Raw genomic sequence first — 12923 nt, 5'->3', positions numbered from 1 at the left:
TATGACATTGCTGACGCAGGACGAATACGACTCCATCGCCGCGGGTCTGACCTTGCCAACCGGCGCCTTTATTGATGGCGCGTATCGCCCGGCGATTTCCGGGCAGTCCTTCACAACGGTTAACCCGGCGACCAACAAGAAATTGGCCAACATTGCCGCCTGTGGTGTAGCGGACGTGGATTTTGCCGTCGAGAAGGCGCGCGAAGCGTTCGAAGATGGCCGCTGGTCGAGGCTGCACCCATCCGAGCGCAAAAATGTGCTGATCCGGTTGACCAAATTGATCACACGCAATGCACGTGAACTGGCGGTGATGGAAAGTATCGACAGTGGCAAGACCATCTTTGACTGCGAGACCGTCGACCTGCCCGAGACCATTCATTGCCTGAAATGGCATGCTGAGGCGATCGACAAGATCTATGATCAGGTCTCGCCCGCCAGTGACGACCACATCGCTTTGGTCGTGCGCGAGCCGATTGGCGTTGTCGGGCTAGTCCTGCCCTGGAATTTCCCATTGCTGATGCTGGCATGGAAAATCGGGCCCGCTCTGGCTGCGGGCTGCTCGGTGGTTGTGAAACCGGCCGAGGAAACTTCACTGACGGCATTGCGGCTGGCCGAACTGGCGATGGAGGCCGGTCTGCCACGCGGCGTCCTGAACATCGTCCCCGGCGCAGGTGCCGAGGTGGGCGAACCTATCGGACGGCACATGGATATCGATATGGTGTCCTTCACCGGTTCAACCGTGACTGGCAAACGGTTTCTGAGCTATTCGGCGGAAAGCAACGCCAAAGAGGTGGTGCTTGAAATGGGCGGCAAGAATCCGGCCATTGTGATGGAAGATGCAGAAAATCTGGACCGCGTGGCGGCACATATCGTCAATGGTGCGTTCTGGAACATGGGTGAGAACTGCTCGGCCACCTCCCGCCTGATTGTCCACAAGGCCGTAAAGGCCGAGTTGCTCGACCGCATCGCCCATCATGTAAAGCAATGGAATGTCGGCGAGCCTCTGAACCCGGAAACACGATTGGGCGCAATGGTCAGCGAAGCTCATTTCGATAAGATCTGCGGATATCTGGATCAGGCCGAAAACGTGGTGATCGGAGGCAAAGCGGACAATGGCTTTGTCGAGGCCACCGTAGTCGAACTCCCTGGCAATGACGCCATCCTGGCACGTGACGAAATCTTTGGTCCTATTCTTTCGGTGATCACGGTTTCCAGCTTTGATGAGGCCATCAAGATCGCCAACGATACCGAGTATGGTTTGTGTGCGTCGATCTTCACAGCCAATGCGAAACACGCCATTCGCGGGGCGCGGATGATCCGGGCGGGAACGGTGACTGTAAACAGTTTTGGTGAGGGCGATATCACCACGCCCTTTGGCGGTTATAAACAGTCTGGCTTTGGTGGGCGCGACAACTCGATCCATGCGCATGACCAGTATACCCAGCTAAAAACCATCTGGGTCGACCTGTCCGACGATGCGGATGAGGCCGTGGATTGAGCAGCTATGCCGCCCGAACCCTGCCAGTCCATCGCGGACCTGCGGCCTGGAGCGTCATATTAGGCGATCCACCCCCAGCCCAAGAACTGGATGGTGATCTGACGGCGGATGTCGTGATTGTTGGTGCCGGTTTCGCAGGCCTGTCAGCGGCACAGCGTTTGAGGCAGCTGCAAAGCGACGCAAAGATCATCGTGCTTGAGGCTGGCCGCGTGGCCGAAGGGGCTGCTGGGCGCAATACGGGTTTTATGATCGATCTGCCACATGACCTGGCCTCGGACAATTATTCCGGGCCGGGGGATGATCGCACCATGATCACACTAAACCGACTTGCAATTGATTTTGCCCGATCGGCGGTCGAGCAATATCAGATCGACCCGAATTTCTTTGATCCGGCTGGCAAGGTTAACGGAGCGGTGAGCGCGGCGGGACATGCACATAATATCAGCTATGCGCATCATCTCAGCACTTTGGGTGAGACCAGTGAAATGCTCGACCAACAGCAGATGCACGCCCTAACAGGGTCGCGCCACTATCGGTCGGGGCTATACACGCCCGGCACGGTTATGTTGCAACCAGCAGGCTATATTCGTGGTCTGGCTGCGGGACTGATCAAGGATGGCATTGCATTGTACGAGAGCTCTGGCGTGACCGGGTTTGAGAAGCAAGGCGGTGCGTGGCTGGTAAAAACCGCGCGCGGTACCGTCAGCACTGGTACAGTCATCCTCACGGTGAACGGGCATCTGGAAAGCTTTGGGATCGAGCGTGACCGCCTGATGCAGCTGTTCCTGTTTGCGGCAATGACCCCGGAGCTGGACACCGAAGTACTGTCGCGGCTGGGGGGGCAACCCCGCTGGAGTGTCACACCATCTGATCCGTTGGGTACAACGATGCGGCGCATTGATACGGCACAGGGCGGCAATCGGATCATAACTCGTACCTGCGCGGCCTTGCGCCCGGGCATGACCTCGACTGCTGGTGATCTGGCGCGCGCCTCGCGGGTGATGCAGCGCAAATTCGACCAGCGATTTCCGCAGTTGGCGGGGCTGGACATGCAATATCGCTGGGCCGGTCATCTCTGCCTCAGCCTGAACGGCGTCGCCGTCGCACGAGAGGTCGAACAGGGCGTAATTTCTGGCTGTGTCCAGAACGGGCTGGGCACGGCGCGCGGCACCCTGACCGGTATCGCGGCGGCAGAACGCGCCTGCGGCCAAAGCTCGAATATCACCCGGTATTTCGACGCCCAGGGTCAACCCAAACGCCTACCCCCAAAGCCATTCCGCGAGATCGGTGCCAATGCGGTGCTGCGCTGGAAAGAATGGCGCGCGCGGGACGAGTGATCAGGGCAGGCTCAGCTTGGCCATGCGGCCTCCGTCTACTGTGTAGACCTGCCCGGTGATAAAGCTGGCATCACCCGACGCCAGGAAGGCGACGAGCGCCGCAACCTCTTGTGGGCTTCCGGTTCGGGCAACGGGGTGTATGCGCTTGATATCCTCGTGAAATGTCTCCGGGTCCGGCATTGAGGCGATGAAATCCACGTTCAACTCGGTGTCGATCCAGCCAGGGGCCACGGCGTTGCAACGAATGCCCTCTGCCCCATGATCCACGGCCACCGCTCGTGTCAGACCATGCAACCCGGCTTTGGATGCGCAATAGGCGGCATGGCCGGGATTGCTGCCCAGCCCCTCAATCGAGCCGATATTGACAATCGCCCCACCGGCCCGTCGTAAATGGGGCAGCGCCGCCTTGATCAGCAGGAACGGGGCCGTGAGGTTGACTGTCAACGTGCGCTGCCAGTCCGCAAGGCTCATCTGCTCGACGCCGGCTTCCTGCATCATGCCTGCATTATTGACCAGAATGTCCAATCGCCCGGCCTGATCAACGACCTGATTGACCACCGTTTGCGGGCTGAGGGGATCTCTGAAATCGGCCTCGAACCCTTCGAATTCCGGATCGCTCCCACGTTGCGCGGTAAAGACCCGTGCACCTTCGTGTTGCAAACGTTCCGCGATGGCGCGTCCGATACCGCTGCGCCCGCCCGTGACCAGCGCGGTTTTGCCGGTAAATCGCGTCATGAAACCGGTTTTCCTCCGTTCACTTCCAGCAATGCCCCGCACACATAGCGCGCGGCGTCCGAGGCAAGAAACATCACCACATCAGCAATATCCTCGGGCTCGGCGATACGCCCCAAGGGCACCGTCCGGCCCAGCTCGGCCACGGCAGTATCCGGATCAAAGCCGCGTTTTTCAAACCCCGACCGCAGCATCGGCGTGTTTACTTCATTCGGGCATACGGCGTTAATGCGGATGCCCTGATGCGCGTGGTCCATACCCATGCATTGTGTCAACGACGCAATGGCTGCCTTGGTCATGCAATAGACCGCGTGGTTCGGCCCAGGGCGCAGGCCCCAGCATGACGCGGTGTTCACGATGGCGCCACCACCACGCGCCGCCATGATCGGGATTGCAGCGCGACAGATGCGAAAGGGCGCCTCGACATTCACGCCCAGCGACAATGCCCAGTCGGTATCCGAGGTCTCGGTCACCGCTCCGCGGGTGATGACCCCCGCATTGTTAACAACGATATCCAGCCCGCCCAGCGCATCCGCCGCATGTTGCGGCAATGCATCTGCATAAGCACTCTCGCGCAAATCGCCGGGCAAATGGGCGTCGGCTTCGATACCCTCAACCGAAACGTCCGCAACCGCAACTCGTGCCCCTGCCTGCCGCATCCGCTGTGCAATGGCAGATCCGATGCCACCCGCAGCCCCTGTGATGAGCGCTGTTTTGCCCGTCAGCTCCATTTTCCCTCCGAGTGCTAAATAGAAACCCACCCGACAATGCAGTCGGGATAGGTCCAAGGCGAAATCTTTAATAGGTTTGGTTCAGCTCGTCAGCGGCGGGAATTTCCCGTTCTCGCCGGGCAATATAGTCCAGCAGGGCCTCGTTTTTGGCCACGTCCAGTGTCGGTTCCTGGTATTCGGCCAGCAGCTTGCGCGCGTGCTTCAACGCGCGCTCAGTGATCTCAACCCCGCCTTCTGCCACCCATTGTTCAATCGAGTTATTGTCGAACATCTCGGGCATGAAAAACGCCGTTTGAAAATTGTCCTGCGTGTGCGGATGACCCAGATAGTGCCCGCCTGGACCGACCTCTGGAATGGCGGCAAGAGCTTGGTCGAAATCATCCCATTGCGGGCCTTCTGCCATGCGATAAGCCATCGCACATTGTTCAGCATCGACAATGAACTTGGCGGTGGAACAATGCATCCCAGCCTCATTCCAGCCAGCCGAATGCCAAATATAGTTCGCACCGGAATGAAGAACCGCCTGCAGCGTCGTGGCGGATTCGTACCCGGCCTGCGCATCAAATGTCTTGGCCCCACCCAGCGTGTTCGAGGTGCGCCATGGAACGTCGTAGAACCGGGCCATCTGCCCGATCATAAAGTTCATCAGGCTGATCTCGGGCGTGCCGGCCATCGGGGCACCTGATTTCATCGACACCGTCGACAGGTAGTGCCCGTAAATCGCCGGAGCACCTTTGCGAATGACTTGGGTATAGGCCAGCGCGCTCAGTGCTTCGGCGTTCAATTGCGCCACGGTGGCGGGAACCGATGCGGGCGTATTGGCCCCGCCCAAAACAAAGGGCGAGCACAACACAGGCTGATTGCGGCGAGAAAAGGCCCGCATCGCGCCCAGCATCGTTTCGTCCCAGACCAGCGGAGAGTTTCCGTTGCAGTTGCCCGTGGTGACCGGATGATCTTCAATGAAATCTTCCCCGAACAGGATCGCACACATCTCAATGACGTCTTCGGCGTTTCTGGGCGAGGTGGTCATTCCCATAAACGTCTTGTCCGAATGTTTCATCGACGAATAGGTAATCCGCAGATGTCGCTGACTGATCGGGTGGTCGTAAGGTTCGACAATGTGATGCGCCGAGGAATGCATCGCCGGCAGCATGTGGCTTAGTTTGTGGAACATTGCTAGATCATCGAGCGTCGGATTGCGCCTCACGTCATCGAGATCGCGCAGAAAGGGCGCGCCGGTCATCGGCACAAAGATCGAGTGCCGTCCGCCCAGTCGCACGTTCTTGTTCGGATCGCGAGCATGATAAGTGAAGGTGCTGGGAATGGTGGCGATCAGCTCTCGGACCAGGCCCCGGTCCAGATAGACCAGTTCGCCCTCGACCTTTGCACCAGCTTTTTTCCAATCCTCCAGTGCGATTGCATCGCGAAACTGAACACCGACATTCTCGAGAATATCCATTGAGGCGCTGTCGATCCGGTCGATCTGGCTGCCATCCATCACCTCGCATAGGGGGATGCCTCGGGTCAGGCCGGGCAACATCTCGAAATTCGGAGCAGAGCGCAGCGCGCGCCGGGCCGCACGGCCACCGGTTCGGGTCATGGTACGCATATTCACAGGGCGATCCTCCAATCCTCCCCAAAAGATTGCGGTATTTGGTCAAAGCAAGCCTCACTAATTGCGATACATGTTTGCAGGAAGCGACCCGCACCCGAAACCGCCGAAATGATCTACAGACCCATGATGACGACCAGACCTGCTATCAGTTCTGCCATGCTTAGCGCGGGATCATCTCCGCCCATATCCATGATCCACTCCATGTCGGTGATGGCATAAGAACCGTCAATGAACTGGCTGACACCAAACCCGGTCGTCACAGAAACATTGCCTGATCTTTACCGCACGTATCGGAAACACGGCACTCAACATCATCGTTTTGGAAAATTTCTTCTGGCGCACAATCTTAAAAAGTCCAATATTTGAGTGAGAAGAATTAACCTGAAGACCACCAACGGCTACACCTGTCATGTCCAGACGCCACTATAATCTGCCGCCACTCACCACGCTGTCGGCCTTCGAAGCCGCTGCGCGCCATCTAAGCTTTAAGAATGCGGCTGAAGAACTGTCGGTAACGCCGGGCGCGGTCAGTCATCAGATCAAAGCGTTGGAAGGTGATCTTGGCACCGCCTTGTTCCAGCGCAAACACCGAGGGGTCGAACTGACGGAAGACGGCAAAGCGCTGTATGACGCGCTGGCTTCTTCGTTTACCCGCATCTCAAAAACACTGGCAACAATCCGCGACCGTGCCACCGTCGAAAAGGTAACCGTAGGATCAACCACTGCAGTGGCTGCTCTTTGGTTGTCGCCATCGGTAATCCGGTTCTGGCGCGAAATGCCTGAAGTAAATGTTGACCAGCTTTCACAGGATCGACCATTTCGGGATCGGCCGGATATCGATTTCTTTATTCGCTACGGCCGGGACGGCAACGGTGACCTTTCGCACACTCCTTTGTTTCGGGATTGTCTGGTCCCCGTCGCCTGCCCAGAGGTGGCGGATCGGTTGGCCGGTGCAAGCCTTGAAGATCTCGCCGCTGAACGACTGATACATCTGGACTCTGAAGACCGCAGCTGGACCACTTGGCCCGAATGGTTTCAACAACTCGGGTACACGGGAACCATTCCGATCGATTCTCGTGTGAACAGCTATTCGGTAGCCCTCCAGCGGGCGCGTAAGGGGGCCGGTCTGGTTCTTGGATGGCAACGCTTGATCCAACCCATGCTGCAATCGGGAAAGCTGGTGGCAATCGGGCCCCACCTCCAGATCGCTCCAAACCAGTTTTATCTGGTTGGCCGCTCGGATGAAGACTTGTCCGAAAGTGCCCGGGCGCTGAAAGATTGGATCATTCAAGAGGTTCAGGACGGTTCGGTTTAGGTGAAATCACCCTGTGATGAGGTTTTCTGATATTGAGTGGATGCCAGCGTATCCGCCAATAGAGACCAAACAACACCTGCAGGAGAGCCCGATGAACAAGCATACTGCGCTGTCTTCCGTTCTGGTCGATGTGAATGTCGCAAACGGCCTGCCAAACGAACACTATATCGACCCGGCACTTTTCGCCGAAGAGCGTAGATCGGTTTTGTACGCCAACTGGTCCGGGATCGGCTTTGGCAAAGACGTGCCCGAGGAAGGCGATGCCATGCCGGTCGATTTCCTAGGCATGCCTTTACTAATCGTGCGGGATCGGGATGGTGAGGTTGGCGTATTTCAAAATACCTGCCGTCACCGCGGGATGATCCTTGTCGATACCCCTCGCAAGATAAGTGGCGCGATCCGTTGCCCCTATCACAGCTGGTGCTACAGCCTGAAGGGAGAGCTGCGTGCGACGCCACATGTTGGCGGCGCCGGTCACAACACCCATGAGGACGTGGATCGCAAATCTCTGGGCCTGATCCGTATTCGCTCTTATGTCTGGCGGGACGTGGTCTTTGTGAATGTGGACGGCAATGCACCCGAATTCGAAGAGGCGCACGCCGCCCTATTGGAACGCTGGAAAGAGTTTGATCAACCAGTACATCACGGCGGTGAGGCCTCTTCGTTCAAGTTGGAGGTCAAGACCAACTGGAAGCTGGCGGTTGAGAACTATTGCGAAAGCTATCACCTGCCCTGGGTGCATCCCGGCCTGAACAGCTATTCGCGACTTGAGGATCACTATAACATCGAAGTGCGCGGGCACTATTCCGGTCAAGGCACGCTTGTCTATCGACAACTCACTGACCATGACGGCACCACATTCGCCGATTTCGACGGGCTCAGCGATCGATGGAATGAGGGTGCAGAGTATGTGGCCGTGTATCCGAATGTTCTTTTGGGTGTGCAGCGTGACCATGCCTTTGCCATTGTCCTGGAACCGGTTGATCACGAAAATACCGTTGAGCATATCGAGCTTTATTATGCCAAAAGCATCGAAGACACACCTGAACATGATGGCCTGAGGGCGGCAAACGCCCAGCAATGGAAAACTGTGTTTGAAGAGGATGTGTTCGTTGTTGAAGGGATGCAAAAGGGTCGGCACGGAATGTTGTTCGACGGCGGTCGATTCTCTCCGGTGATGGATGGTCCGACCCATAATTTCCATCACTGGGTTGCGACACAGATTGAAAGCGGTCGCGCCGACTGAACCAGCTGTCTGGCCACGCACGACTGGCCAGACGCGACGGAGACCCGATGGACAGAACAGAACTGGATCGCTTGCTACTTGAGGCGCATGATCATGATGATCCTGCCGCGTTGGTCCGCTATTACACTATTGCAGCAGATGAATGCGAAGCGGTGCAAGATATCGACGCGGCCTGTTTTTACCTGACCCACGCCTTTATATTCGCCCTGGAAGCCGGGGCCTCTGAAACAGATGAATTGAACCACAGACTGGTCGAGTATGGACGTGCATAGTGGTGGGCATCGGAGACTAACCTTGGTTTATATCTGTTCAATCCCACGTGAAATTTAAACCCGTTGTCTTGGGTTCAGTACTGGTAACACATGACGACAAGACCAAAATTTTGGATGACAGACTCATGAAGACAAATGCACAGGCAGTGGTAATCGGCGGTGGTGTGATTGGGTGCTCGATCCTGTATCACCTGACCAAATCGGGGTGGTCAGACGTGGTGCTGTTGGAACGGGATGAACTGACATCCGGCTCGACCTGGCACGCGGCGGCGAACATCCACGGACTGCATGACAGCACCAATATCAGCCGCATCCAACACTATACGATGAAGCTGTACAAAGAGCTTGAGGCTGAAACCGGCCAAAGCTGCGGCGTGTTCCAGCCCGGCTCGTTATATCTGGCCCAAACCGAAGAGCGCGAGCACCAGCTGAGGCTGCAGGCCGCCAAGGCCAAGCTGTACGGGATGAATTTCTATGAGATCAGCATCGAAGAGGCGCAGCGTCTGAACCCGCTGGTCAATTACGATGGCATCCGATGTGTCATGTACGAACCTGATGGCGGTAATGTTGATCCCTCGGGGGTCACCAACGCCTACGCTGTCGGCGCGCGCCAGCGTGGGGCCGAAATCCACCGCTTTACGCCGGTCACTGCGACAGATCAGCAAGAAGACGGCACCTGGATCGTACGCACCCCTAAGGGGGACATCCAAACGCCGTGGGTTGTGAATGCCGCCGGTCTTTGGGGCCGCGAAGTTGCCATGTTGGCCGGGATCGAGCTACCCCTGCAACCGACCGAGCATCAGTATTTCGTCACCGAAACCATGGCTGACGTCGCGGCGCATGATACCCGCCTGCCCTCGGTCAGTGACCGCGATGGCGAGTACTATTTGCGGCAGGAAGGTCAGGGCCTTTTGGTGGGGGCTTATGAAAAGGATATGAAATTCTGGGCCGAGGACGGCACACCCCTGGATTTTGCCCATGATCTGTTTCCCGACGATCTGGAGCGGATCGAAGAGAATATGATGAACGCCATCGAACGCGTACCTGCCGTGGGCGACGCCGGGATCAAACGGGTCATCAACGGACCGATGATCTGGTCACCGGATGCCAACGTTCTGATGGGACCAGTGCCCGAGGTCGACGGCTATTTCTGCTGCAACGGCATCATCCCGGGATTCTCGCAATCGGGTGGCATGGGCCTGATGGCGGCGCAGTGGATCATCGAAGGCGAAACCCAATACGACATGTTCGCCTGGGACGTGGCGCGGTTCGACACATGGGCTACCAAAGATTTCACCAAGGCCCGCGTGCAGGATCAGTACGCACACCGCTTTGCCATCCACTTCCCAAATGAAGAACGCAGCGCAGGACGCCCTGCCCGGACCCGCCCGATTTATGACAGGCAAAAGGACATGGGTGCCGTCTTTGGCCTGAATGTCGGATGGGAACACCCGCTGTGGTTCGCAGAGGCGCCCGGCGCCACGGACACCAACGGATTCATACGCCAGAACTGGTGGGAACCGGTGGGCGCGGAATGCCGGATGCTGCGCGATCGGGCCGGGATCATCGACATCTCAAACTTTGCCAAATATGTTTGCAAAGGTCCGGGAGCCGAGGGTTGGCTTAATGCCGTATTCGCAAATTCCATGCCGAGATCGGTTGGTCGATCCTGCCTGACCCCGCTGATCTCAAAACGGGGAGGTATTGCCGGCGATTTCACCGTGACCCGCGTGGCCGACGACGAATTCTGGATCATCGGCTCGGGCATGGCCGAGCGCTATCACAAACGGTTCTTCAAACAGGTTCCTCTGCCCGATGGCACCCGTTTCGAAAGCCGCACCGAAGAGACTTGCGGCTTTAACGTGGCTGGCCCGAAATCGCGGGAAATCCTGCAACGGCTTACGAATACCTCGCTCAGCCCCGAGGATTTCCCCTTCATGCGCTCGCAACAGATCGAAATCGCCGGAATTGCGGTCCTGGCGCTGCGTGTCTCCTTCACCGGCGATCTGGGCTGGGAGGTGCATTGCGCCGCGAAAGATCAGCTCCGCCTGTATGAGGCGCTGATCGAGACCGGAAAAGAGTTCGGCGCAGGCCCAGTTGGCAGCCGCGCACTGATGTCGCTGAGGATCGAAAAGGGCTATGGGTCTTGGGGGCGCGAATACAGCCCCGAATACTGGCCACACGAGGTCGGTTTGGACCGGTTGTGCAAATTCGACAAATCGTTCCTAAACAAAGATGCCGCCAATTCTGCCATGACCTCTCCGGCCAGAGAGCAGCTTGTCCTGCTGCATCTGGACGAAGCCGACACCGCAGCTTCGAACGCTGACGCGACCGGAGGCGAACCCATTTTCATGGACGGGCGCGGAATCGGTCGGGTGACATCGGGCGCTTATGGCTATTCCGTGGGTATGTCGCTGGCCTTGGGCTATGTTTCGGGTGCCGAGGCCGGCGATAGGGTCGAGGTCATGGTATTAGGGCGCCCGCATAGGGCAACGATCCTGAAAGAACCGCCCTTTGATCCAACTGGGACGATCTTGCGCGGCTAACCCAGTCCGCATTAGATCCTTTAAGCGAGCTGTGGACATTGCCTTCGGGTTGTGGCGCTATCCGGTCAGTAATCTGATCTGCTCCATCCAGAGGATAGGCTGATGACAATCTTCCTGACTATTGCGCTGTTCATTGCGCTGTTTCTTGTTGCGATGAATCTTTGGACACGCAAGCTGACCCGTGACGGCCGGATGCGTGTCCCACAACCGGGGGTTATCATTCCCGTGCGCGGCGGCAATATCCACTATGTGGAAAAGGGCGACCCTTCCAATCAGACGGTTGTGCTCATTCATGGGCTGGCCGGGCAGTTGCAACATTTCACCTACGCCTTGATGGATAAACTGGCCGAGGATTTTCACGTCATTGCCGTGGATCGCCCCGGTTGCGGATACTCAACTCGTGAGACGGCAGAGCTTGGGCGGTTGCCCGAACAGGGCCGCATGATACATGAATTTCTAGAGGCAAAGGGGGTCAGCAACCCAATTCTGGTCGGCCATTCGCTGGGTGGCGCGGTTTCTCTGGCGATGGCGCTGGATTACCCGGACAAGATCAAAGCGCTAGCCCTGCTAGCTCCGCTTACTCAGGCGATGCCCGGGCCGCCCGCCGTGTTCAAACCGCTTGAAATCCGGACAGAATGGCTGCGCAGTCTGATCGGCAACACGATTGCCGTCCCGCTGGCCGCAAAAACCGCACCGCACACCCTTAGCGCGGCTTTTGCGCCAGAACCCGCGCCCCAAGACTTTCTGGACCGCGCCGGCGGCGCTTTGGGGATGCGTCCATCCGCGTTTATCAGCGCCTCACAGGATGTGATCGGGATTGAACAGAGCATGCCGGCGCAGGTCGCCCGTTATGGCGACCTGAAAGTGCCTGGCTCCATATTGTTTGGAGCACAGGATGCGCTCTTGTCAGCCACGCAACACGGTGAATCAATGCAGGCGTTTGGTCTGAGTTTTGAACAGATCGAAGGGCTGGGCCATATGATCCCCCTGACAGTCCCGGACATCTGCAACAACTTCATTCGCGGCGTGGTACAAAATACAGAACCCAGGGCGACGGTTGTGCCGAATTCGGATTAGTCCCAGCTAAAATATTCCCAACAAAGGCGCCATTTCCCTCTTGACCCTCCCCAACCCCTCCCTTAAATCGCCATTCACTCATGGCGGAGTAGCTCAGTTGGTTAGAGCAGCGGAATCATAATCCGCGTGTCGGGGGTTCAAGTCCCTCCTCCGCTACCAAATTCCCATAACATATCAGTTAGAAACGTGAACTCAGCGTTGCTCTCACGTACCGCAAAGATGGTTTGGGTGGCATTTTAGGTAACAGCAGACGAATTTTGTGGTCGAAAAGAACTGGGAATCGTCACGAAAAAGCGGGAAGCCGCCACACACCACAGCCAGTCCTATTTCGCTCCATGAGTTGAGATGCAGGCTCTCAGGGGCTCCTCCTCCGTCGCTCCGCTGATTTCCGGAATGCAAACATTTACAGGCGCGCATCCCCATGCCTTTTAACGCGTCTCGGAACCAATCAGAATCATAGCCGCGATCACCAAGTAGCCAGCCCACATTCGGTATGCTTTTGAGCAGAGCCCAGGCACCGGTGTAATCGCTGACTTACCCGCCGGTACCGAAGA

At 57.4% G+C, this 12923-nt stretch carries 11 protein-coding genes, 1 tRNA gene and 1 pseudogene; 8 read left to right on the top strand and 5 right to left on the bottom strand.

Translation table 11 applies throughout. The features are described from left to right. Nucleotide 1 precedes the first annotated feature (1 nt). Complete coding sequence (locus AC2FHW_RS07170) at nt 2-1498, top strand: aldehyde dehydrogenase (protein ID WP_496821695.1); 1497 nt, start codon at nt 2-4, stop codon at nt 1496-1498. Next, nucleotides 1495-2835 carry an NAD(P)/FAD-dependent oxidoreductase gene (locus tag AC2FHW_RS07165; protein ID WP_281972424.1) on the top strand — a complete coding sequence of 447 codons (1341 nt, stop codon included), beginning with the start codon at nt 1495-1497 and terminating at the stop codon, nt 2833-2835. The genes AC2FHW_RS07170 and AC2FHW_RS07165 overlap by 4 nt, the downstream gene beginning before the upstream one ends. Here the strand turns inward: AC2FHW_RS07165 and AC2FHW_RS07160 are convergent, their stop codons facing one another. The 4 genes from AC2FHW_RS07160 to AC2FHW_RS07145 all read right to left on the bottom strand — a co-directional run bounded on the left by AC2FHW_RS07160 (nt 2836) and on the right by AC2FHW_RS07145 (nt 6173). Continuing rightward, complete coding sequence (locus AC2FHW_RS07160) at nt 2836-3570, bottom strand: SDR family NAD(P)-dependent oxidoreductase (RefSeq protein WP_281972425.1); 735 nt, start codon at nt 3568-3570, stop codon at nt 2836-2838. Further along, nucleotides 3567-4298, bottom strand: a complete 732-nt coding sequence (locus AC2FHW_RS07155; RefSeq protein WP_271948145.1) for an SDR family NAD(P)-dependent oxidoreductase — start codon at nt 4296-4298, stop codon at nt 3567-3569. Before AC2FHW_RS07155 ends, AC2FHW_RS07160 begins: the two co-directional genes overlap by 4 nt. A gap of 67 nt (nt 4299-4365) precedes the next feature. Continuing rightward, nucleotides 4366-5907 carry a trimethylamine methyltransferase family protein gene (locus tag AC2FHW_RS07150; protein WP_142635980.1) on the bottom strand — a complete coding sequence of 514 codons (1542 nt, stop codon included), beginning with the start codon at nt 5905-5907 and terminating at the stop codon, nt 4366-4368. A 119-nt stretch (nt 5908-6026) separates the two neighbouring features. Beyond that, nucleotides 6027-6173 carry a hypothetical protein gene (locus AC2FHW_RS07145; RefSeq protein ID WP_416383911.1) on the bottom strand — a complete coding sequence of 49 codons (147 nt, stop codon included), beginning with the start codon at nt 6171-6173 and terminating at the stop codon, nt 6027-6029. A gap of 149 nt (nt 6174-6322) precedes the next feature. Between AC2FHW_RS07145 and AC2FHW_RS07140 the strand changes: the two genes are divergently transcribed. The 6 genes from AC2FHW_RS07140 (at nt 6323) to AC2FHW_RS07115 (ending at nt 12528) form a co-directional block, all read left to right on the top strand. Further along, nucleotides 6323-7228, top strand: coding sequence for a LysR substrate-binding domain-containing protein (locus AC2FHW_RS07140; protein ID WP_282021563.1), 906 nt, complete (start codon nt 6323-6325; stop codon nt 7226-7228). A gap of 91 nt (nt 7229-7319) precedes the next feature. Next, nucleotides 7320-8474, top strand: a complete 1155-nt coding sequence (locus AC2FHW_RS07135; protein ID WP_142635876.1) for an aromatic ring-hydroxylating oxygenase subunit alpha — start codon at nt 7320-7322, stop codon at nt 8472-8474. Nucleotides 8475-8521: 47 nt separating this feature from the next. Further along, nucleotides 8522-8746, top strand: a complete 225-nt coding sequence (locus tag AC2FHW_RS07130; RefSeq protein ID WP_142635874.1) for a hypothetical protein — start codon at nt 8522-8524, stop codon at nt 8744-8746. Between the two features lie 125 nt (nt 8747-8871). Further along, on the top strand, nt 8872-11292 hold the full coding sequence (locus tag AC2FHW_RS07125; protein WP_142635872.1) for a GcvT family protein: 2421 nt from the start codon (nt 8872-8874) through the stop codon (nt 11290-11292). A 102-nt stretch (nt 11293-11394) separates the two neighbouring features. Next, nucleotides 11395-12369 (top strand): alpha/beta fold hydrolase, encoded by a 975-nt coding sequence (locus AC2FHW_RS07120; protein WP_142635870.1) that lies wholly within the window; start codon nt 11395-11397, stop codon nt 12367-12369. A gap of 82 nt (nt 12370-12451) precedes the next feature. Then, nucleotides 12452-12528, top strand: a tRNA-Met gene (locus AC2FHW_RS07115). A gap of 246 nt (nt 12529-12774) precedes the next feature. On the opposite strand, the pseudogene AC2FHW_RS07110 reads toward AC2FHW_RS07115, so the two are convergent. Next, nucleotides 12775-12903: pseudogene (locus tag AC2FHW_RS07110) on the bottom strand (IS5/IS1182 family transposase); the annotation flags it as partial. Nucleotides 12904-12923 lie beyond the last annotated feature (20 nt).

Source organism: Ruegeria sp. YTSA108, assembly GCF_059610185.1.
The sequence above is the reverse complement of the archived record's forward strand: the minus strand, read 5'-3'. Positions and strand labels throughout refer to the sequence as shown.